The sequence below is a fragment of the Peptococcaceae bacterium genome (genome assembly GCA_024655825.1).
GTDB lineage: Bacteria > Bacillota > Peptococcia > DRI-13 > PHAD01 > JANLFJ01.
The window spans coordinates 1-20920 of sequence record JANLFJ010000012.1 but is presented as its reverse complement, the minus strand read 5'-3'; the positions used below and the strand labels follow the sequence as shown (position 1 = coordinate 20920).

At 49.7% G+C, this 20920-nt stretch carries 21 protein-coding genes, 1 pseudogene and 3 riboswitches; of the genes and pseudogenes, 8 read left to right on the top strand and 14 right to left on the bottom strand.

The genetic code is table 11. The features are described from left to right. The first annotated feature begins 9 nt into the window (after positions 1-9). A complete protein-coding gene (locus NUV48_06325) occupies positions 10-735 on the top strand; it encodes an ABC transporter ATP-binding protein (GenBank protein MCR4441752.1) in 726 nt (241 codons plus the stop codon). Then, positions 732-1895, top strand: a complete 1164-nt coding sequence (locus NUV48_06320; GenBank protein MCR4441751.1) for an ABC transporter permease — start codon at positions 732-734, stop codon at positions 1893-1895. Before NUV48_06325 ends, NUV48_06320 begins: the two co-directional genes overlap by 4 nt. A 5-nt stretch (positions 1896-1900) precedes the next feature. Here NUV48_06320 and nadC read toward each other — a convergent pair whose 3' ends face one another. The 6 genes from nadC to NUV48_06290 all read right to left on the bottom strand — a co-directional run bounded on the left by nadC (position 1901) and on the right by NUV48_06290 (position 7849). Beyond that, on the bottom strand, positions 1901-2731 hold the full coding sequence (nadC, locus tag NUV48_06315) for a carboxylating nicotinate-nucleotide diphosphorylase (GenBank protein ID MCR4441750.1): 831 nt from the start codon (positions 2729-2731) through the stop codon (positions 1901-1903). Further along, positions 2709-4247, bottom strand: a complete 1539-nt coding sequence (gene nadB, locus NUV48_06310; protein ID MCR4441749.1) for an L-aspartate oxidase — start codon at positions 4245-4247, stop codon at positions 2709-2711. Before nadB ends, nadC begins: the two co-directional genes overlap by 23 nt. A gap of 34 nt (positions 4248-4281) precedes the next feature. Further along, on the bottom strand, positions 4282-5193 hold the full coding sequence (nadA, locus tag NUV48_06305; protein ID MCR4441748.1) for a quinolinate synthase NadA: 912 nt from the start codon (positions 5191-5193) through the stop codon (positions 4282-4284). Positions 5194-5385: 192 nt separating this feature from the next. Beyond that, complete coding sequence (locus NUV48_06300; protein ID MCR4441747.1) at positions 5386-6315, bottom strand: magnesium transporter CorA family protein; 930 nt, start codon at positions 6313-6315, stop codon at positions 5386-5388. 176 nt (positions 6316-6491) lie between these two features. Further along, positions 6492-6656: riboswitch (M-box (ykoK) riboswitch) on the bottom strand. A gap of 30 nt (positions 6657-6686) precedes the next feature. Then, positions 6687-7403 (bottom strand): DUF6062 family protein, encoded by a 717-nt coding sequence (locus NUV48_06295; GenBank protein MCR4441746.1) that lies wholly within the window; start codon positions 7401-7403, stop codon positions 6687-6689. A gap of 23 nt (positions 7404-7426) precedes the next feature. After that, complete coding sequence (locus NUV48_06290) at positions 7427-7849, bottom strand: universal stress protein (protein MCR4441745.1); 423 nt, start codon at positions 7847-7849, stop codon at positions 7427-7429. Between the two features lie 309 nt (positions 7850-8158). On the opposite strand from NUV48_06290, the gene NUV48_06285 reads away from it, so the two are divergent. Beyond that, positions 8159-9415, top strand: coding sequence for an IS110 family transposase (locus tag NUV48_06285; GenBank protein ID MCR4441744.1), 1257 nt, complete (start codon positions 8159-8161; stop codon positions 9413-9415). Positions 9416-9530: 115 nt separating this feature from the next. Here NUV48_06285 and NUV48_06280 read toward each other — a convergent pair whose 3' ends face one another. After that, positions 9531-10688: a cation:proton antiporter gene (locus NUV48_06280; protein MCR4441743.1), complete on the bottom strand. Its 1158-nt coding sequence runs from the start codon at positions 10686-10688 to the stop codon at positions 9531-9533. A 64-nt stretch (positions 10689-10752) separates the two neighbouring features. Then, positions 10753-10816: riboswitch (Fluoride riboswitch) on the bottom strand. Beyond that, on the bottom strand, positions 10803-12545 hold the full coding sequence (locus NUV48_06275; GenBank protein MCR4441742.1) for a dynamin family protein: 1743 nt from the start codon (positions 12543-12545) through the stop codon (positions 10803-10805). (Overlaps the previous riboswitch by 14 nt.) 52 nt (positions 12546-12597) lie before the next feature. After that, positions 12598-12657, bottom strand: a riboswitch (Fluoride riboswitch). Positions 12658-12794: 137 nt separating this feature from the next. On the opposite strand from NUV48_06275, the gene NUV48_06270 reads away from it, so the two are divergent. Together NUV48_06270 and NUV48_06265 are read left to right on the top strand one after the other, a co-directional pair. Continuing rightward, positions 12795-13970, top strand: coding sequence for an MFS transporter (locus tag NUV48_06270; GenBank protein ID MCR4441741.1), 1176 nt, complete (start codon positions 12795-12797; stop codon positions 13968-13970). A gap of 70 nt (positions 13971-14040) precedes the next feature. Further along, a complete protein-coding gene (locus NUV48_06265) occupies positions 14041-14511 on the top strand; it encodes an ATPase P (GenBank protein MCR4441740.1) in 471 nt (156 codons plus the stop codon). A 57-nt stretch (positions 14512-14568) separates the two neighbouring features. Here NUV48_06265 and NUV48_06260 read toward each other — a convergent pair whose 3' ends face one another. The 3 genes from NUV48_06260 to yedE are packed head-to-tail and all read right to left on the bottom strand — an operon-like array spanning position 14569 to position 16115. Next, positions 14569-14808, bottom strand: a complete 240-nt coding sequence (locus tag NUV48_06260) for a DUF3343 domain-containing protein (GenBank protein MCR4441739.1) — start codon at positions 14806-14808, stop codon at positions 14569-14571. 16 nt (positions 14809-14824) lie between these two features. Beyond that, entirely contained in the window at positions 14825-15031 is a 207-nt protein-coding gene (locus NUV48_06255; protein ID MCR4441738.1) for a sulfurtransferase TusA family protein, read from the bottom strand. Then, the gene (yedE, locus tag NUV48_06250; protein ID MCR4441737.1) at positions 15021-16115 is read right to left on the bottom strand and encodes a YedE family putative selenium transporter; all 1095 of its coding nucleotides are present in this window, start codon (positions 16113-16115) and stop codon (positions 15021-15023) included. Before yedE ends, NUV48_06255 begins: the two co-directional genes overlap by 11 nt. A 190-nt stretch (positions 16116-16305) precedes the next feature. Between yedE and NUV48_06245 the strand changes: the two genes are divergently transcribed. Continuing rightward, the gene (locus tag NUV48_06245) at positions 16306-17472 is read left to right on the top strand and encodes an aminotransferase class V-fold PLP-dependent enzyme (protein MCR4441736.1); all 1167 of its coding nucleotides are present in this window, start codon (positions 16306-16308) and stop codon (positions 17470-17472) included. A gap of 25 nt (positions 17473-17497) precedes the next feature. Here NUV48_06245 and NUV48_06240 read toward each other — a convergent pair whose 3' ends face one another. Both NUV48_06240 and NUV48_06235 read right to left on the bottom strand, forming a co-directional pair. Next, positions 17498-18451, bottom strand: coding sequence for a selenium metabolism-associated LysR family transcriptional regulator (locus NUV48_06240; GenBank protein ID MCR4441735.1), 954 nt, complete (start codon positions 18449-18451; stop codon positions 17498-17500). 87 nt (positions 18452-18538) lie between these two features. After that, complete coding sequence (locus tag NUV48_06235; protein ID MCR4441734.1) at positions 18539-18877, bottom strand: TSUP family transporter; 339 nt, start codon at positions 18875-18877, stop codon at positions 18539-18541. Between the two features lie 181 nt (positions 18878-19058). On the opposite strand from NUV48_06235, the gene NUV48_06230 reads away from it, so the two are divergent. After that, entirely contained in the window at positions 19059-19292 is a 234-nt protein-coding gene (locus tag NUV48_06230; protein ID MCR4441733.1) for a 4Fe-4S binding protein, read from the top strand. Positions 19293-19373: 81 nt separating this feature from the next. After that, positions 19374-19574 (top strand): annotated as a pseudogene (locus tag NUV48_06225) (thioredoxin family protein). Positions 19575-19636: 62 nt separating this feature from the next. On the opposite strand, the gene NUV48_06220 reads toward NUV48_06225, so the two are convergent. Next, positions 19637-20779 carry a glycerate kinase gene (locus tag NUV48_06220; GenBank protein ID MCR4441732.1) on the bottom strand — a complete coding sequence of 381 codons (1143 nt, stop codon included), beginning with the start codon at positions 20777-20779 and terminating at the stop codon, positions 19637-19639. Between the last annotated feature and the right edge of the window lie 141 nt (positions 20780-20920).

The following is a 20920-nucleotide window of genomic DNA, read 5'->3' as shown; positions in this document are numbered from 1 at the left end:
TGAACGAAGATGCTGCAGGTCAAAGACCTTTACAAGGAATACTCGATAGGCCCCAACACGGTAACCGCCCTGCAGGGCATCAACCTGGCCGTGGAAAAGGGCGAGTACATCGCGGTCATGGGGCCGTCCGGCTCGGGGAAATCAACCTTCATGAACATTTTAGGCTGCCTTGACCGGCCAACGAAGGGCACCTATTGCCTGGCCGGCGAAGATGTCGGCGCGAAAAGCGATGACGAACTGGCCTTGATCCGCAACCAATACATCGGGTTTATCTTTCAGAGTTTCAACCTCCTCCCCAGACTGAACGCCCTGGAAAACGTGGCCCTGCCCTTGATCTACCGCGGGCTGCCCGCCGGAGAACGCATCCGCAAAGCCAAGGAGGCTTTGGAAGCCGTCGGCTTGCACGAGCGCATCCATCACCTGCCGTCGGAGCTGTCAGGCGGGCAACAGCAGAGAGTGGCCATTGCCAGGGCCCTGGCCGGCAACCCGCTCCTGATCCTGGCCGATGAACCGACGGGCAACCTGGACAGCCGTTCCGGCTCCGAAGTTATGGGCATCTTCCGAAAACTGAACATGGAAGGCATCACCATCATTCTCGTCACCCATGACGAACAGGTCGCCTTGCAGACCAAAAGGGTCATCCGTTTTAAAGACGGCGTGATGCAAAGCGACGAAAGGACAGGTCAGCCCTCTCCATTGAAAACGCATCCGGCCGGCGGGGTGGTGAACCTATGAGTTTCCTGGAAGTGCTGAAAATGGCTTTTGCCGCGATGCGCGGCAACAAGCTTCGATCCCTGCTGACCGCGCTGGGCATCATCTTCGGGGTTGGGGCGGTTATCGCCATGATCTCCATCGGCCAGGGCGCCTCGAAAGATGTCTCGGACAGGATTTCCAACATGGGCTCGAACATGATCATCGTCTCCCCGATGAGGGGAACCAGGCTGAGCCTGGACGACGCCCAGGAACTGCTGGAACGGGTTCCCAGCGTCACCAACGCCATGCCTTATGTTTCGTTTTCGGTAACGGCCAAGTGGTCCAATCAAACCTACGACACCTCCGTGCAGGGCGTTACCGAGGACTATACGGTGATCAGGTCCGCCGGCATTGCCTCAGGCCGGCTTTTTACCCGGGATGAGGTGTCCAACAGGGAACTGGTGGCGGTAGTCGGCCAGACGGTGGTCAAAGAACTCTTCTCGGGAAAATCGCCGCTGGGAGAAAAAATCATGATCAAGGGCAAGTCTTTCCTGGTGGTCGGAGTGCTGGCGGCAAAAGGTTCCAGCATGGGGAGAGACAGCGACGACACCATCCTGATACCAGTTACGGTCGCTCAGCGGATCACCGGTTCCACCCAGGTTAACTCCATTTACCTGAAAGCGGCCAGCGCCGATAAGGCTGCCCTGGCCGTGGCGCACATCACTTCTATTTTCAACCAGAAATTCAAGAGGGAAAACACGGTCAGAGTGACCAGCCAGGACGAACTGTTGGAAACCATTAACACGACCACCCGCACCTTTACCATCATGCTTGGCGCCATAGCCGGCATCTCCCTCCTGGTGGGCGGGATCGGCATCATGAACATCATGCTGGTTTCAGTCACTGAACGGACGCGGGAAATCGGCATCCGCAAAGCCCTGGGCGCCAAGCGCAAAAACATCATGTGGCAGTTTCTGGTCGAGTCGGTATTTTTGAGCGTGAGCGGCGGGATTTTAGGAGTCTTTTTTGGGATAGGTGTTTCCAAGGCCGTGTCTTACCTGGCCAAATGGACCACTGTCATTTCCTTTGCCGCTGTTTTTGTTTCCTTCCTTTTCGCCTTGGCGGTCGGCCTCTTCTTCGGGGTTTACCCGGCCTATAAAGCGGCCAACCTTGACCCGATCGTGGCCTTAAGGCACGAGTAATCCGTTTAACAAAACTTCAGGCTAATGTCCAAGGCTTTAGCCGAATGGGTTATCGCTCCTACGGAAATGATATCGACGCCGGTTTCCGCCACCTGACGAACATTGGCCAGGCTGATGCCACCCGAAGCCTCGAGGATCGCCCTGCCTTTGTTCCGCCGAACCGCTTCTTTCATCGTCGCGACATCCATATTGTCCAGCAAGACAATATCCGCTCCCGAGCTTACCGCCTCTTCCAGCTGTTCCAGCGTTTCCACCTCCACCTCTATTTTCATGGTATGGGAAACCGCTTTCTTAATCTTCCAGACGGCTTCCTTAATGCCGCCGCTGGCTTTGATATGATTGTCCTTAACCAGCACGGCCTCGGACAAATTGAAGCGGTGGTTACATCCGCCGCCAACCCGCACCGCGTACTTCTCCAAAATCCTCAATCCCGGCGTCGTCTTTCTGGTATCCACCAGCTTTGTGTTCAACCCTCGCAACAGCTCCACGTATTTGGCGGTTTCGGTGGCAATGCCCGACATCCGTTGCAGAATATTCAGGGCCAGCCGTTCGCCCTGCAGGATGCTCCTGGTCTTGCCTTGAACAACAGCCAGGACCTTTCCTTTTCCCATCCGCTCGCCGTCTTTTTTCAGGCTGTCGACGACAATGCCGCCATCAAGGATTTGAAAGACCCTCTTCATAACCTCCAGCCCCGCTGCCACGCCGCTTTCCCTGGCAATTAATCTTGCTGCGGAAACGGCATCCTCATCGATTAAAAAATCGGTGGTCACATCGCCGTTGTTCATGTCTTCTTCCAGCCACTCCCTGATTTTTCTATCTATTATCAACCAGTTCATCCTCAAAATCGCCCCTTCCCTCGCTTAAATAATGCGCGCCAATGCTTTTGGGCCGCTGCATCGCCTGGCGGACAACCAGCCGGGCAACGGTCAACATGTTCAAGCATTCCATGAACTCTTTGTTAAGACAACTTTTTCCCTGAAGGCTTTTTTCTGTCTTGGCCAGCTCCGCCAAGCACCTTTGCAACCCCTCCCGGTCCCTGATTATCCCCGCATATTGCCGCATGGCCGCCTGGATGCTCTTTTTTTCTTCTGAGACATCGCACCGCTTTGCCTGGCAATGTCCTGCCTTTCTACCCGTTTCGCCACCGGCAGCAACGGCTTCGATCCCTTCAATGCTGTCGTTGATCGCCCGGGCAACCCTGCCGGCAAAGACCAGGGCTTCCAGCAAAGAATTAGAGGCCAGGCGGTTGGCCCCGTGCACGCCTGTGCAGGCCGCCTCGCCGCAGGCGTACAGCCCGGGGACGCTTGTCCGGCCCCACGTGTCGGTCTTAACGCCGCCCATCAAATAATGCTGGGCGGGAGAAACCGGGATCATATCCCTCGATAAATCGAGGCCGTATTCCCTGCATTTTGCTGATATATGCGGGAACCGCTTGAATATGTGTTCGCTGTTCAAGTGGGTCAGGTCAAGGAAAACGTGTTCCGCACCCGTTCTTTTCATCTCCCGGGTTATTGCCCGGGAAACAACGTCCCTGGGCGCCAGTTCCTGCCGTTCGTCATACCTGGGCATAAACCTTTCGCCGTTGATGTTCCTCAGGACAGCGCCCTCACCTCTTACGGCTTCCGAAATCAAAAACCTCCTCTGCTCCTTGTTATGGAAAACCGTGGGATGGAACTGGACGAATTCCATCCCGGCTATTTCCGCTCCCGCCCTTGCGGCCATGGCCACCGCATCGCCCGTAATGGTGAAAGAGTTGGTGGTAACCCCGTAGACCATCCCGATACCACCCGCCGCCAGGACAACAGACCGCGCATAATAGTTCGTCAAGCCGTTTTCCTCCAGGGCTGCGGCACCAATACACCGGCTGTTTTTCAGTAAAAAGTCCAGGCAGAAGCTGTATTCTTTTATTTCAATATTCGGCCTTTGCCGGGCATTCTTAAACAGCGTTTCCATGATGCCCTTACCGGTGGCGTCGCCACCGGCGTGAACGATTCTCGCCCTGCTGTGACCGCCTTCGGTGGCCAGGGACAGTCTGCCGTTTTCCCGGTCAAAGTCTACGCCCATCCTTTGCAAAATAGTGATGTTTTTTTCCGCCTCGTTCACCAGTATGCGCAAAGCACAGAGATTGCAGGCGCCCGCGCCGGCGCGGAGCGTATCGTGAAAATGGAGTTTTCGGCTGTCGTTTTCTTTGTCAAGAGTAACGGCAATCCCTCCTTGCGCAAGGTATGAGTTGGACTCTTCCTTCCGGTCTTTCGTCAAAACGACCACCTTTAAGGACCCATCAAGCCGCAAGGCTGCATAAAGCCCGGCCAGCCCGCTGCCGATTATGACCACATCGCATTTTTTATCCATGACATCACCTTATGATCACGTCGTGAAATACAAATCAGGAAAACTGCAGCATCTTATTCAATGCTGCAACCGCTTTTTCGCGCGTTTTATCCTCCACCTCGATCTGATTTCCCATTGTCCGCAGGGCTTTATACACATCTTCAAGCTTCGTCTTCTTCATATTTGAACAAACCAGGCGGGGTGAAAGCAAGTAAAAATTCTTTCGAGGATTTTCCTTTCGAAGCCTGTACAATACTCCCATCTCCGTGCCGATAATAAAATTCTCCGCGCTGCTTTCCTTGGCATATTTCAAAATGCGGGAAGTGCTTCCCACAAAATCCGCTTTCGCCAAAACCTCCGGCCGGCATTCCGGATGGACCAGGATGAGGGCTTCGGGGTGTTCACGCCTTACCTCATCCACGTCTTCTTCCGTGATGCCGTGGTGAACATAACAAACGCCTTCCCACAGGATAATCCTTTTTCTCGGCGCGTGTTGGGCCGCAAACCTGCCCAGGTTCGCATCCGGGACAAAAATCACCTCCTTTTCCGGTATGTTACGGACAATGCCAACCGCGTTGGAAGAAGTGCAGCAATAATCGCTGACCGCTTTAACCTCGGCCGGAGAATTGATGTAGCATACCACCGCCGCCCCGGGGTTCTCTTCTTTCAGCCTGGCGACGTCTTCCGCGGTGATCATGCCGGCCAGCGGGCAATACGCGTCCATAACCGGCAGCAAAACCGTTTTATCTGGGGAAAGTATCTTGGCTGTCTCCGCCATAAACCTCACGCCGCAGAACACAATTGTCTCAGCATCCGTTTCAGCCGCCTTCCTGCTCAGTTCCAACGAATCGCCCGTATAATCCGCTGTTTCCTGGACCTCCTCGACCTGGTAAAGGTGAGCGAGGATCACCGCTTTTCTTTGCTTCTTCAGTCGCTTTATTTCTCCCGCCAGCTGTTTTGTATCCATAATACCCCCACATCCGGCTGTCTTGTCATCTGTCTTGTCAGTTGTAAATTATTATAAATTGTTATAGGTAATTTTGCAAACCAAAGATCCCGCTTAATAAAGAAAAAAAGGATTCAAATCAGAATCCTTAACACTGCGCGCCTGCCGTTTTAAGACCGGTATCGTGCCGCTTTTACTCTATCAGCCTTGGAGTTAGAACATATCCCTTTTAACAAGATAAACAATTGCCGTGCCGCTTAAAACGACAGAAAACGCTACAATAATGGCAAAACCATACGGAGACTGTTGAAACGGCAAATCCACGTTCATGCCGAAAAAACTGGCCACCATCGTGGGCAGGGCAAGGACAATCGTCACCGCCGCAAGAAACTTCATGACTATGTTTAAGTTATTTGAAATAATTGAAGCAAAAGCGTCCATCATGCCGCTGAGAATATTGCTGTATATGTTGGCCATCTCAATCGCTTGCTTGTTTTCGATGATAACATCTTCAAGGAGGTCTTGATCTTCTTCGTACATCTTGATCAGCTTACCCCGCAGCAGCTTTTCCATAACTATTTCATTTGACCGCAGCGAGGTCGTAAAATAGACAAGGCTTTTTTCCAGGTTGAGAAGCTTGATCAGTTCCCTGTTTTTCATTGACTTGTGCAATTCCAGTTCTATTTCATCCGTCTTTTTGTCAATTTCCCTCAAGTATTTCAGGTACATGGCGGAATTTTTAAACAGGATCTGGAAGACAAAGCGCGTCCTTTTATTCGTGGCAAAGCCCTTTATTCTTCTTGAATAAAAATCTTTTATTATTTCGACTTCCTCCAGGCAGGCAGTAACAATATGGTCATCCGTTACAATTATCCCCAGAGGGATGGTTTCGTAAATAACGTCTCTATGCCGGATCACCGGAACGTTGATCAGTATCAACAGCTGGTTATCCTCAAATTCGATATGGGGTCGTTCTTCTTCGTCAAGCGGGTATCTGATGAATTCATTGTAAATGCCCGTATGCGCCGAGACGATATTTATTTCCTCTTCGGAAGGGTTGACCAGATTAATCCACGTTCCTTTTTCAAAGTTCCGGACTTCAAATATTTCGTCTTCGTTTCCACTTTTGTAGATTTTTAGCATGATTCTCCCTCCTAATATTAGGAGGTTCGCCGCAATTGGCGATTTATATGCAGCGGACCTCGCCGGTATTTGATTTTTTGTGTAGTTCGATCAGGCCCAGGGTCCATATAAATCACCTCCCTAAAACATAAAATCCCCACTCCGTTAGCGGGTGAGGAAAAAAGGTGTAATGACCGTCTTTTCCCCCTCGTAAAAGCTTTAGCACTATACAACGTAGGGTTTCCCCCAGCTACATTAGGTAACACCTTAAGCCGATGTTGCCTGCTGACCCTTTGGCATCTCTCGATGTTTCAGGGTAGTAGCATCTTTTTGTATAGTAACCTCACCTAACGGAGTTTTCAAAGCCTATTATACTACTTCTGATAAAATATTCAACACTGTCCAAATTTCTTTCCAATCTCCATATAACCATCATACATCAACATTGCCTTCAACCAGGCTTCTTGTTCTTTACCCTTGGGCTCGTGGCTGTATCGGTAATCCGTTTTCCGGAAATACTCGTCTAAATCGGCGCTGATTTCTTCGATATTTTTTATTGCCGCCCCCAGCAGGACCATTTTCTTGCTGTGGTCACAGGCTTCCAGGGCTTCAAAGAGGTGGCTGCGGCAAAGTCCCGGCGATTTTCTGTACAGGCGCACGTTCTCCTCATCGTCCAGGCTTTTGATCAACCTGTCTATGATATATTCGCCCGAAATTTTTCGGGAATCACAAAATGGGCAGCTGCGTTTTTGTTTCTTTATTAGATCTTCTTTTTTATCTGGAAATAAAAACGAAAAAAACCGTTTAATCCCCTTTTGTTCGCTTATACTCTTTCCAATATTATCTTTTAAGTGCCTCAACACGTTCCCATAATGTTTTATTACAGCCCTGTAGGCGAACGACATCTCCTTACCATGCGGCCCGTTAATTATTTGCCAGGAGTGAACCGGGCACAAGCCGCCTTCGGCCAGCCTCTTAATAAAGGGGGCTGAAGAGCGGTATTCAATGAAAAGCCAGCGAAACTGCCTGTCCAAAGACTCGTTTATATAAAAGCAGACCGGGCAATACGGTTGTTTCAGCAATTCCTTTATATCGGCAAAGGAATCCAACCGGCTCACTCCTTTCTTTCAAATCATTTGACGACCAACACCGGTATTTTCGAGTAACTGACCACTTTTTGGGCCACACTACCAATGACCAGACTTTTAAACCCGCCAATGCCGCGAGTCCCCACGATGATCAAATCCGCCTTGCACTCCGCTGCAAATTTGACGATGCTTTCCGCAGGATGTCCTCTTAAAATAGCGGTCTCAATCTCTACTCCTTGAGCCGAGTATACTTTTTTCAATTCGTCAAGCCACGGTCGAACCTGTTTTTCCGCGTGGGTGAAAGACTCGTCTATTTCATCTATGGTCGCGCTGAATTCCGGATTTCTCAACACCGTCACTACCACCAGCGAGGAGCCCAGCTTTTGGGCCATAACCAGGCCGGTATCAAGAGCTTTCTTGCTGTATTCCGAACTGTCATACCCAATAACTATTTTGCGAAAAGACATATTAACCTCCATTCCGCCGCTACCGCCGGCGGCACAAATAGTAATGAAAAAATAGTGTGCGGTTTTCACCACTTTGTTATCATTAAGCTGAGGGGCGAAGATATACTACAAAGCACGGTGGGGTGAGTCGTAGACTGCTCTTCTCAGCTTAAATCAGTATATTAACCAGTGTAAGAATCACCTTTCAAGCACAAATAAGTGGCTCTATAAGACCGCAAGCTAATCATTGCTTTAGCTTCTCGTTAAATGTGTGGTGATTCAGTCAATGTCTTCCTCCTCAACTACTAATTTCTCAAAGGAGGTTGGGCCATGAAAGTTGTTTACCCTATCTGCTGCGGCGTCGATGTTCATAAGACTTTTCTCGTCGCCACGCTCATTACTACACAGGGAATCGTCCCACATTACTCAAAAAAGCGATTTTCCACCTTCAACAATTCCATCTTACAGTTTAAACAGTGGTTAATCGACAACAACTGCTTTGACATCTGCATGGAATCCACCGGGAAGTATTGGGTCCCAGTCTACAATCTTTTGGAAGATACCATCCGTATCACTGTCGCCAACCCCAAATGGGTGAAGGCTGTAAAAGGAAACAAGGATGATAAGAAAGATTCCAAGTGGATCGGAGACCTCTTCCGCCTCGGTTTAGTCCCGGGAAGTTATATCCCCGACAAACCAATCCGTATTCTTCGTGAATACACCCGATACCGTTACAAACTTGTTTGCTGTAAAAGCAGTGAAAAGAACCGTTTTCAAAATGCTTTCACTGTTTGCAATGTAGCCCTTGATGCTGTCGTCTCCGACATGTTTGGCAAATCTGCCTCTTCCATCACGGACTACTTGGTTTCCTCTGATTCCTTTGACCCGGTACACTGTTCGTCCCTTCTTCACAAATCCTTGAAGAAAAAAGCAGATACCGTGATTGAATCCATTGAAGGATACCAGATGACCCAGGAACAAAAGGAACGTATCGGAATGGTCCGCTCCCATCTGGAATTCGTCCAACAGTCTATTGCCAAGCTGGATGAAAAGTTAGACAAAATGGTTGCTCCTTATGAAAGCGCCATTAGTCTACTCTGTACCATTCCCGGAGTTGATAGGGAATCTGCCATCACCATCATCTCCGAGATTGGCACAGATATGTCTCAGTTTGCCAACTCCAAGCGTTTGTGTTGTTGGGCGGGACTAACCCCGGGCAACAACGAATCTGCCGGTAAGAAGAAATCTGTCCGGATTACACGTGCCGGTGTCTACCTCAAACCTGCATTGGTGCAAGTTGCCCATGCAGCCGTGAAATCGGATAAGGCTCCTTACTACAAAATCAAGTACGAACGTCTTTATAAAAGGAGGGGCAAAAAAAGAGCCATTATTGCTATCGCAAGGATGATACTCACCGCTATATACAATATGTTTGTTACCGGCGAAGAGTGGAATCCAAGCGATTTGTACAAAATTGACATGCCACAAGAAATGCTGGAAAAACAGAAGGAGAAAGCAATTAAACAGGCTGTAAAACTCCTCGTTTCCAATGGTGTGATAAAAGCTACTGACATTTCTGTGGCTTAAACTTACAGCTATTAAATTTTCAAAGGATAATAGTACCTTTATTTAAGTGCGCCCATTTTTAAACTACGTTGAGTTATTTTTCAAGCTAGCTAATACCTCCAATCTTTAATCCGCATTAATCCACATTATCGTTTCCATTAGGCATTGGATAAAAAAACTTTTGGGCAATCAGAGTCGGCACAACGGCGCTCAGGATTACTGCGGCCACCAGCACGCTGTACTGATCCCTGGTTATATAATGATGCGTGTAACCATATAAGGACGAGATCGTGCCGAAAGTTAAACCGGTGCTCATCAAAAGGGTGGTATAGATTCCCCGTCTTTTGCCGTAACCAAAATATTTTGTGGTCGGCAGCACTCCAATAAATTTTGCGAGTGTTTTAAACAACAGGTAGACTAAAATGGCTCCCGCCGTCGCAACCAACGCGTTAAAGGAAACAAGAATACCGGCTTTAATAAAGTAGAACGGCGTAAAAGCCGTGAAGATTATGGCCCGGATTTTGTGAAGTGTTGCTTTGTACATAGTAAAAAAACCTGCCATGACCATCCCCAGGATATAAGCCGGCAATACCGCTTCGCTGCCGCCGTACAAGGCTGCATAAGCCAGCAATGCCAGCACGAAAAAGATGAATTTTATTTCGGGTTCACTGACTTTGCCGCTGTATTTTTGAAATATCCTAGAGGCTAATGGTGTGCTAACCAGCACGGTGACTACCAAAACTATCGAAAACATGAGGAGTTTCATGGTGAAACCTGTAAACAACAAACCAAGCGCCAAAACAGTGCCAAGGTCATTGACAAAGCAAGCGGCTAGTATAGCCTGCCCAAGCGAAGTTGATGACAGCCCGCTCTCAATCATGACAGCATACACAACCGCCACGGAAGTTGTCGATAAAGCGATGCCGGCAATCTTGGAAGCATTCGGGTCCCAGTGAAACACATAATATGCTCCTGCCATGCAGACTAAAAAGGGTAATAGAAAAGCCAATGTTCCGATGATGATGCTCTCCCAGAAGTGTTCTTTCAATGTCCTCGGTTCAATTTCAGCCCCCGCCATAAAAGTCAAAATAACGGCTCCAAACCCGGCCAGAAAATTTACCCATTCAGTAATTTCTAGCTGGATAATATTCCCTGCCATTATTCCCACCATTATTTCGATCAAAGCCACCGAAATGCCGACGCGAATGGAAATTAGACTGGCAACAAGAGCGCAGAACAACCATTGCGCGGCTACCAGGTAATTGTGCTCTATCAATTCATACCTCCGTTTCAAAATTTTAAACTGCTGGCACTGGATTGTTTTAGAAATAAATTGTCTTTGCCTCCTTTCATAAGCATCTTGGGCAGGAGTCATTAACTGCGCGGCAGTGGTTTATGGTGAACTCCATCACCGTAACAATTGTTTCTTAATACTTTCTAGTTTCTCCACATCCGCCTCGCATTTCCTCATATGTTCTCCTTGTTCCTTCTCCGTTTTTTCTTTGAGTTTCACAACCCGCTCAATAATGCTGCGAATGGCGGCCAGAACGGTTTCATACTGTTCGCCCAGCTGCCTGGTATATGCCTGGACGCTTTTCATGACCCTTTCCGAATAGTCCGCCTGAAGCCGGCCACAGGTGCGGTCCACATCCCATTCGATATTTTCCAGGTTCCGTTTGCGAAAAGAAGGGCGGACAATAAATTTCGGCAGCAGTGAAGCAAGAGCCAGCAAGGACAAATTCATTAACTCGACTTTCTCTGTAAATTTATAATAAAAGTCCAGTGAAGGGACAATGGGCTTTATATCGCTGTCAATATCGATCCGGACTTCGAAAAGCTCCCTTACAAGGCTGTGAATTTCTTCAATTGCCTGGTTTACCGCTTGCGTGTATCGCTGGAGCATTTTCCCGTAAATATCTTGAATTTTTCTTTCCTCATCGCTCCTCCAGCCGTCATAGAATTCCGCAATGTTTTTTTGGGCGACAGTATTTAATTCGTTGTACTCTTGCAGGACAGGCAAGCGCGCCACTCGCTGGTAATGGGCCTTGATAATCTCTTTCGTGTCGGCAATAAGAGGAGCGTTTGTGTTTTCCAGGTCTTCCTGGATTATTTTTATCAATTTAGTGGTCTCGGCCTTGAGGAGGATGTCGTTGTCTTCTTTCAGGCGGTTGATCTGGTGCAGTTTGTCCAGAAATATTCGTTGTTTTTCCTGCAGTTTTTCCAGGGACAGGCGTGCAGTGCTGAGTTCCAGCGAGCGGTGATAACACAGCTGGTCAATGATGCCAGCCGTCCTTTTGGCAGCCGCCGCCAGCGATTCATGCGCCTTTTGGGCGTAAAAGAACTCCTTTAAACGCTCTTCAAAACTCATTAATCCACTTTCCTTATACTCGCCAGCACACCCCTTTTGTTTTGCTTTAAGGGCGCGTTTGGCGGAAAGCGAATAAAACTCCACGTCCTTTCCGGTAATTTCCCGGACAATATTCTTGTTGAAGGAACAAGCTTCCTCGGTTTCGTCCGCGTCAAGAGCATCAATCTTGTTTAAGACAAAGAAAACAGTGCGCACATGTTTGGTTATCTCATGCAAATATTCACGTTCCGCCTGGCTGATGGGCGGGTCGGCGGACAAAACGAAGACCACGGCATCAGCCATTGGAAGATATGCGTAAGCCTCATCCGTATTATGCACAAAAGTCGACCCGATCCCCGGGGTGTCAACGAGCACGATCCCGTTCCGCAAAAAATCGGCCTTAATCTTAACTTCGGCTTTGGTCACCTTCTTTTTGTTAAAAGGATTCCCCTTTTCCGTAATATAATTGCCTAAATCATCTATTTCCGTTACCACAGGCGAACCATTTTGAAAATGTATGACGGCCTGCTCCCGCTCCCCGAAAGAAACTTCCGTAACAATGGACGTGAGGGGGACAACGGCGCTGGGCAGCAGTTCTTGGCCTAACAAAGCGTTGATCAAGGTGGATTTGCCCCGTTTAAACTGTCCAACAACCACCAGCACGAATTTCTTTTCCTTTAATCTTTCTATCGTTTCTTCAATTTGTTTGATCAGCACGGGAGAGTCGCCGGGACCGCAAAGCTCCCTGAGCTCTTCCAGTTTTGACAACAGTTTTTCCGCGCTTTCAATGTTACTAGACAACATACCAATCTCCCTTTTAATTATTGGCAAAACAAAAAGCTCCCGCCCGTATGACTTACGGGTAGGAGCTATTAGCCTTATCGCGTTTATGGTGAGCTCCATCACCTATTTGTATGGTTATATTATACAAGAAACAGCCGCGTTTAGGCTATAGATTTGTTTTAATTGTTTTTGGTTTATATTTTGTGATATATTATTTAATGTTGATGGAGCCCATCGATGAGCATTAAGAAATATTAAGGAGTTAAAGTTATGTCCGGCGCGCAGGAAGAAAGCAGAGTCAAAAAGCCCCTCAAATTCGTTTTATTATTAGGCGTGGTTAGTTTATTTGCCGATATGACCTACGAGGGAGCCCGCAGCATTATCGGCCCCTACCTTGCCGTTTTGGGAGCAAGCGGCGCAGCGGTTGGCGTCATCGCCGGGCTGGGCGAATTATTGGGCTACGGCGTGAGACTGCTGTCTGGATATATAAGCGACAGAACGGGAAAGTACTGGTTCATCACGTTTTTCGGTTATTTTTTAAACTTGTTCGCTGTTCCAATGTTGGCTTTAGCCGGAAGATGGGAAACTGCCGCCATTCTGATGATGGCTGAAAGAATAGGCAAAGCGGTCCGCGTTCCACCCCGTGACACCATGCTCTCCCATGCCACAAAAGAAATCGGCAGGGGATGGGGATTCGGGCTGCATGAAGCCCTTGACCAAACTGGAGCAATGTTAGGACCTTTAATTGTCTCTTTGGTTATGGTTATCAACGGCCGGTACGAGAGCGGTTTTGCCGTGCTCGCCGTCCCCGCTGTTTTGGCAATCAGTGTACTTGCAACGGCAAGGCTCCTGTACCCAAATCCCCGTGATTTTGAAAAGTCGATTGATAAAATTGAATACAGCCGTTTCCCGAAAAAGTACTGGTTTTATCTTCTGGCAGTTGCTTTCATCGCTTTTGGATATGTGGATTATCCATTGATTGCCTTTCATTTCAAAAAAATCTCAATGGCGGCTGATAATCTGATTCCCATTTTTTACGCTGTGGCCATGGGCGTTGACGCCCTGGCGGCCCTGATCTTGGGCCGTTTGTTCGACCGGTATGGGCTTGCGGTTTTGATCGTCGCGGCGGCCTTCTCCATGTTTTTTGCCCCGCTGGTGTTTGGGGGAAGTTTCTATTTCGCTCTTATCGGAATGGTCTTGTGGGGAATTGGTATGGGCGCCCAGGAGTCGATCATGAGAGCGGTTATAGCGGAAATGATTCCCTTGAACAAACGAGGCTCGGCATACGGCCTGTTTAACGCCGGGTACGGGCTTTTTTGGTTTATGGGAAGCGCTTTGCTGGGGATCGTTTATGATATTTCGATACCAGCTTTGATAGCGGTATCCGTTTTAGCCCAGCTGGCTGCCCTACCGCTGCTTATCAAGATTATTAAGCTGAACGAATAGGGAACAGGCAATCAAGATCAAACCCTTATTTTGCAGGGCTTGTATTAGGATTGGTTTTGGGGGGAGTTCCATGCTCGAAGTCGACATACCCGGCTTGGGACGGCAAAACTTTGAAATTCTCGTGCTTGATTACAATGGGACGCTGGCCCTGGATGGAATGCTTCTCCAGTCCACCCGCGAAGCTTTAACCGCCCTGTCAGACCTTCTTGAAATCCACATCCTGACCTCCGATACCTTTGGAACCGTTCAGGAACAATGCAAACTCCTGCCGGTCACTGTGCACGTCCTGAAAAGCGGCAACCATGCCGAAGAAAAAGCGCAATACCTAAACAGATTCGCCCCCCAAAAAATTGTGGCGATAGGCAACGGTGCAAACGACAGGCTGTTGATCGAGAAATCCCACCTGGGCATCGTGGTCATGGGGCCGGAAGGATGTTCCGCCCGAACGCTCCAGCAGGCGGATGTCGTCGTCAGCCACATTGACGCTGCGCTGGGTTTGCTGTTAAACCCCAAAAGACTGGCCGCCACTTTAAGATGTTAGGAAAAAGCAAAGAACCTGTTTACCTCCCGGTAGACAGGTTCTTTTCCCTTTTGCCCGTCATTCCAGGCTGCTGTAAATCTGCCTGGCTTCAGGCTGGTCTATTTGGAAAAGTCTTTCGATGTCCTCGCTGATGAAATCGTTTATATCGCCGTCCAACCGGAATTTGACCCCAATGCCGCAGTTGGAGCTGAACCTGCGGGGCACGGGCATGGTTTCAGCCGCAATCCCTTTCCCCTGCAGGTACCGGCAATATTTCAACGCCCCGGAGTGGGTGTGAAAGGTGGCCAGGTATTCCATCGAACCACCCGCCTGCCTATTCCCTGGTTATCGTCAAAACATAATCGTTGCCGTCCTGTTCCACCTTAACCCGGTAGCCGTTCCCTCGGGCGAACCTGCTGACATTCTCCCGGGCCGTATTATTGTCCACAATGACCTGGAAACCTGCCGGCGATTCGCCCATAGCCTTTTTGGTCATCAATAACGGTTCCGGGCAGGACATACCTCTTGCGTCAACCTGCATTAGAGTCAACTTTTATTCCTCCCTTCATTTTTACCGCCGGGCTTCTGTCCATATTGAAATAAGCGACGGCAAACACCACCACAAAGCCAATGATTACGGCCACCTGCCCATTAAAGGTGGGCCCGTTGGTCGAAGAAGCCAGGTTGAAATTGTGGGCGAAGGCCGCTCCTGCCGCCATGCCCAGCACGGCAATCACGGAGTCGATGTTCCCTTCCCCGGACAAGATGAGCTGTCTCAACGGGCAGCCGCCCAGCAGGACAGACCCCCAACCGGCCAAAGCCATGCCCAGAAAATTCCACAGGCCGTCTGTATGGGCGATGGATTGCCCCGCAAAGCCGGGGTTGAACTTGCCCACCGCCAGGTTGCCAGCCAAAGCGGCGGCGAATATGGCCAGGAAGCCCAGGAGAAGATGCCATTCACGGAAAAGAACAGCGTCCCTGATCCCGCCGACCATGCAAAGCCTTGTTCTTTGCGCGGCAGCCCCCACAACCAGACCGGCGGCCAGGGAAATCAAAAGCGGCGCATGAGCGGCTCCCGGTCCTTTAACGCTGAAAAAGATAAACGGAGGCGTAGCCGTCAGCAATGCAAGGACGACCAGGTTTATGCCCGGAAAAACATACCCTTCCGCTTGGGAAAGCGCATACGTCCTTTTTAGGCTAAAGCCCCTGTTCAAGAACTGGATGCCGGTGACAATGCCGGCGATGAAGCCCAACAGCCCAAAGACAGCATTGAGGTCTCCCCCGGCAAGCCTGAGGACCATCCGCAGGGGACAGCCCAGGAACATTAAAGCACCGATGATTACAAAAAAACCCAGGATAAAACGTATTAACGGCGCCGATCCGCCGCGCGGGGAGAATTCCTTCTTGACTGCGGCCGTAAGAAAAGCGCCCAGACCTATTCCCAGCAGTTCCGGCCTGATATACTGCACAACCTCGGCCCTGTGGAGCCCCAATGCCCCCACCGTATCGCGAATAAAGCAGGCTATGCAGATCCCGTAATTGACGGCATTGCCCGCCTGTACCAGGACAACCGCAAGCGCGCCTATGACCGCGCCTGCTAAAACGATCCCTCTTTTATCGTCCAAATCCCATCACTCCCAATTTCTATAGTCATGATTCTATTATAGTGCTCCGGAGGATTAACTTTGATTGTATCTGTCTATGCGACCGCAAGAAGGTATTTGAATTATCTATCGAAAGGGGTAACCCGAACACAAATCGCACGTCAATAATGTAAAATGAGGAGAGAGACTAACCGGAAAGGAGAAAAACCAAATGAGCGCGCCCCGTGATTTTATATACCTTGATAACGCGGCCACCAGCTTCCCCAAGGCGCCCGGTGTAGTGGAAAAAATGAAAAACTACCTGGAAAACGTGGGATGTAACATTAAAAGAGGCAGCTATGCCAGCGCATTCTCGGCAGAAGAGATTGTCCTGGAAACCAGGGAAAAACTGTGCCGGCTTTTTAACTTTCCCCAACCGGACAACGTGGTCTTTACTCTGAATGTAACCCAGGCCTTGAATTTCCTGATTAAAGGGCTTCTCAAACCCGGCGACCACTGCATCGTGTCCTCCATGGAACACAACGCGGTTATGCGGCCCCTTTCCCAAGTCGCCGAAATGGGGGTACAGTTCACCAGGGCTGCCTGCGACCGGCTGGGTAGACTGGATCCGGAAAACATAACGAAAGCTTTCCGGGACAATACGAAAGCGGTGATCATAGCGCACGCCTCCAACGTTTGCGGTACCATCCTGCCCCTGGAAGCGGTCGGTGCTGCCTGCCGGAAAAACGGCGCGTTTTTCCTGGTCGATGCCGCCCAGACAGCGGGAACCATTGAGATAGATTTTCAAAAGTCCGGCCTGGACGCACTGGCTTTTACAGGTCATAAAGGACTTTTAGGTCCGCAGGGCACGGGGGGATTTATCATTTCCGACCGTCTTGTTCCTGTCCTGGACACCCTTATCAGCGGCGGCACCGGAAGCCTGTCGGACAGGGAGGAAGTGCCGCCGTTCATGCCGGACAAATACGAAGCCGGGACACCGAACATACCGGGACTGTTCGGTCTCCACGCCGCCTTGAGCTACCTGGAAAAGGAAGGGTTGGAAAGCATCAGGCAAACAGAGTTTGAATTGACGGCCCAGTTCCTTAAAGAAGCCGGGAACTTGCCCAAGGCGCGGTGTGTGGGTCTGGAAGACCCAGAAGGAAGAACGGCCGTAGTATCGCTTGATTTCCCGGGCAAAGACAACAGCGAGGTGGCCTATGAGCTTAGCAAAACTTACGGTATTATGACCCGCTCAGGCATGCACTGCGCCCCTTCTGCTCACAAGACCCTGGGAACCTATCCTGGGGGCACGGTGCGTTTCAGTTTCAGTCATTTCAATACAAGAAAAGAAATTGCCCTTGCCATCGAGGCCTTGCATAAGATAACTAAAACGGGCTAGCCTGGAGGGCCGGCCCGTTTCTGCATTAAGTTTTTTTCTTTTCTCCAGCCGCCTTTTGCAAATTGCCCGCGGTCTTTCCCTGGAAATAACTCGTTAAAAACTCTTTAAAAGCCTGGACTACGGGTGACAGCGGCCTGTTTTTAACCGTAACCATATAAAACGCCCGTTTTAGTTCCAGGTCCTTTATTCGAAACGCACGGATCAAACCGAGATTCACATAATCCGATATGCTCAAGGAAGACACAACGGAGACCCCCACTCCCTGCCTTACGGCCTGAATCACTGCCTCCGTGCTGTTTGCCTGGGCAATGGTTTTTAACCGCCCGGGGTCATATCCCTTGTTCTGCAGGGCCTTTTCAAACTCCTTTCTGGTCCCCGAGCCAGACTCCCGCATAATAAAAGGCTCTCTCTCGATTTCCTGCATCGAGAGCGTCCCCGAGCGTTTGCCGCTGAACACGCTGTCATCGCTGGGGGCGATAAGGACCAGTTCATCCTCGCACAACAGGCGGCAAACCATTTTGTCTCCATCCGGCCGGGACCCCACCACGCCGATTTCAAATTCCTTCTCCAGAATCCTCTCCAAAACCTCTCTTGTGTCCATCTGGACCAAGGAGTACTTAACATTTGCGTGCTTTTGGGAGAAAGCTTTAATGACCCCGGGCAGCAAATACTGCGCCGGGATGGTCGACGAAGCGACCTCCAGCCGCCCTTCGATCCGCCGGGTATAGTCGTTTAGTGAGAATACGGCCGTATCCCGTGTATTGATCATATCAACAGCGTAATCGTAGAATATTTCCCCGGCCCTGGTAAGCGTGATATCTTTGCTGGACCTGTCGAACAGTTTTACTCCCAGTTCGCTTTCCAGGGAATTGATATGCGCGCTTATGGTCGGCTGGGTCAAATACAGCGCATCGCCCGCTTTCGAGAAGCTCTTCAGCCTGGATACATGAAGGAATGCTTCAATCTGCCGGAAATCCATCACACTCACCACACAATTGCATTATGCTATATAAGCATTTTATCACAATTGTGCGGGTTACGGGTTGAATACTCGCGCAGAAGACTTTTAAATGAAAATGCCAAAGAAAATTAAAATGTATTTTAGCGAAACATACAAGAACAAAGCCCCGAAAAAGGTCTTCAGCGTAGCCGGCTTGAATTTTGCGACGAGCCTGGCGCCGTATACGGCGCCGATGGCCGCGCCAATACCTAGAGTAACAGCTACGGGGATATTCACCACTTGCTCATAAAGCTTAAAACCAGCGCCAACCAGCGCCATCCAAATAAACGAGGCCATTGACGTTCCTATGGCTAATCTCATAGGCGCCTTAAACAAATAGAGATACGATGGCACTAAAGCATACCCGCCGCCTAACCCGATAATACCGGTTAAAAAACCAATCACGGAGCCCAGTACTGTGCAGGGTCAAAATGGAACCCGAACCGGATTACCGGCATCAATCAAGAAACAAATTATTCACCCTCGTCCGGTATTGCTTTTTTTTTATCCGGTTGCGTAATATAATCTAGGTGATATAATTATATAAGAATTTATTTATATAATTTACAGCGAGGAGATGGATAGAATGGCAAAAAACTGGTACCCCGTTATAGACTATTCCCTTTGCAGTGAGTGTATGATATGCGTAAACTACTGCACTCACGGCGTCTACGACAAGGAAAAGAGCCTGCCCTCCGTTATTAACCCGGACGGTTGCGTCGACGGCTGCAGGGGCTGCCAGAAAAAGTGCCCCCAAGGAGCTATCAGCTATTTCGGCGACACGGGCGAAAGGAAAGTCCCGGCATGCTGCTGCTCTTAAGTCATGTGATTACGCATTGAAGAGAGGTGTTTTTTTATGGAAATCAAGATCGTGAGCACCAGATGAGCCAAATGCAAAAAACTTGAAGAAATCGTCCGTGAGGTCGTACAGGAAATGAACGTGAACGCATCGATCGGCAAAATCTCCGATATTAATGAAATAGCTCAGACAGGCATATTGATGACCCCCGCCCTGATCATTGACGGAAAAGTGAAGCTTTTGGGGAAAGTGCCTTCCAGGGAAGAGGCGGCCAAAATAATCAAGGCCTCCCTGGCTAAATAACATCCTTCAAGGATGTTATTTAATTAAAAAATAATATATCGGTCTGAGCATGGTTTCATAGATCACATTCCCTTTAATCTGAGCACACGGGCAACCTGTTCAGCCTGATCGGCCAGAAAAGCTCCCCCTTCTTCCAGGGCTTCCTTCAGGGTCAAGGGGCGGGGAACGATGCTGAAATATGCGTCAATCCCGTTGTTCAATACTTCTTCCGCCCCTTCACCAACAGAACCCACCAAGGCAATAACAGGGACCTGGTATTTTTTGGCCAGCCTGGCCACCCCGACAGGCACCTTGCCGTAAACGGTCTGGCGGTTTATTTGCCCTTCGCCGGTTATAACCAGGTCCACGTCCTTTTTAAGCAGCTCTTCCATTTTAACCATTTCCAAAGCGATTTCCACCCCTGACTTGATTTCGGCGTCCAAAAAAGCCGCCATTCCCCCGCCGAGCCCGCCGGCTGCTCCCGCCCCGGGTATTTCCTTAATGTCTACACCAAGATCCCGCTCCACAATCCCCGCATAATGGAACAAAGCCTGGTCCAGCACAGGTATCATGTCCGGCGTTGCTCCCTTTTGCTTGGCATATACATAAGACGCTCCCCTTGGACCGCACAGCGGATTGTCCACATCGGCAGCAATCAATACTTTCACCTTATTCAAATCAATACGAAAATCTCCCGTGTCAATCCGGTGCAGCTTTTGGAGCCCGGCCGCGCCGCGCTCGATTTCGCGGCCATCTTCCGTCAAAAGTTTCGCCCCGAGCGCCTGCGCCATACCGGCGCCGCCGTCATTGGTCGAACTGCCGCCAATGCCGACGATCACCACCGCAGCTCCCGCATCAACAGCATGAAGTATCAACTCCCCAACCCCGTAAGTCGTCGTGAACAGCGGGTTTCTTTTTTCCGGCGGAACAAGCGCCAACCCGGCGGCTGTGGCCATCTCCAGCACCGCCGTCTTGCCGTCGCCCAGCAGTCCATAACACGCCTCCACGGGCGCGCCCAGAGGCCCCGTTGCCATGCACTTGTGGATACGGCCTCCTGTCGCCGCCGCCATGGTTTCAGTAAAACCCTCTCCGCCGTCCGACATCGGCACAAGTACTGTTTCCAGCTCCGGAAAGACTCTTGTAAAACCCTCCTTAATCTTATTTGCCGCCTGCACGGCAGTCATGCTTTCCTTAAAAGAGTCGGGTGCAATAATTACCCTTTTCATTGACTTTCTCTCCTCGTATCCCAACTATTTAAACCATGCTTGCAGATAATTATAACATACAGATTTCCTATTAGCCGACATTATTATTATGAGCTTTTTGCGATGTAAGCTATTTTTATGATTTTCTAATCGCAAATCAAG

Excerpts from the sequence above, each read along its gene's own strand:
- nadA (MCR4441748.1), bottom strand. The coding sequence starts at position 5,193 with ATGGATACAAAACAGCTGGCGGGAGAAATAAAGCGACTGAAGAAGCAA.
- NUV48_06275 (MCR4441742.1), bottom strand. The coding sequence starts at position 12,545 with ATGTTGTCTAGTAACATTGAAAGCGCGGAAAAACTGTTGTCAAAACTG.
- nadB (MCR4441749.1), bottom strand. The coding sequence starts at position 4,247 with ATGGATAAAAAATGCGATGTGGTCATAATCGGCAGCGGGCTGGCCGGG.
- NUV48_06290 (MCR4441745.1), bottom strand. The coding sequence starts at position 7,849 with ATGTCTTTTCGCAAAATAGTTATTGGGTATGACAGTTCGGAATACAGC.
- NUV48_06255 (MCR4441738.1), bottom strand. The coding sequence starts at position 15,031 with ATGCAGGTTGACGCAAGAGGTATGTCCTGCCCGGAACCGTTATTGATG.
- NUV48_06320 (MCR4441751.1), top strand. The coding sequence starts at position 732 with ATGAGTTTCCTGGAAGTGCTGAAAATGGCTTTTGCCGCGATGCGCGGC.
- NUV48_06265 (MCR4441740.1), top strand. The coding sequence starts at position 14,041 with ATGCTCGAAGTCGACATACCCGGCTTGGGACGGCAAAACTTTGAAATT.
- nadC (MCR4441750.1), bottom strand. The coding sequence starts at position 2,731 with ATGAACTGGTTGATAATAGATAGAAAAATCAGGGAGTGGCTGGAAGAA.
- NUV48_06270 (MCR4441741.1), top strand. The coding sequence starts at position 12,795 with ATGTCCGGCGCGCAGGAAGAAAGCAGAGTCAAAAAGCCCCTCAAATTC.
- NUV48_06260 (MCR4441739.1), bottom strand. The coding sequence starts at position 14,808 with ATGGAATACCTGGCCACCTTTCACACCCACTCCGGGGCGTTGAAATAT.
- NUV48_06245 (MCR4441736.1), top strand. The coding sequence starts at position 16,306 with ATGAGCGCGCCCCGTGATTTTATATACCTTGATAACGCGGCCACCAGC.
- NUV48_06285 (MCR4441744.1), top strand. The coding sequence starts at position 8,159 with ATGAAAGTTGTTTACCCTATCTGCTGCGGCGTCGATGTTCATAAGACT.
- NUV48_06300 (MCR4441747.1), bottom strand. The coding sequence starts at position 6,315 with ATGCTAAAAATCTACAAAAGTGGAAACGAAGACGAAATATTTGAAGTC.
- NUV48_06220 (MCR4441732.1), bottom strand. The coding sequence starts at position 20,779 with ATGAAAAGGGTAATTATTGCACCCGACTCTTTTAAGGAAAGCATGACT.
- NUV48_06230 (MCR4441733.1), top strand. The coding sequence starts at position 19,059 with ATGGCAAAAAACTGGTACCCCGTTATAGACTATTCCCTTTGCAGTGAG.
- NUV48_06325 (MCR4441752.1), top strand. The coding sequence starts at position 10 with ATGCTGCAGGTCAAAGACCTTTACAAGGAATACTCGATAGGCCCCAAC.
- NUV48_06240 (MCR4441735.1), bottom strand. The coding sequence starts at position 18,451 with ATGGATTTCCGGCAGATTGAAGCATTCCTTCATGTATCCAGGCTGAAG.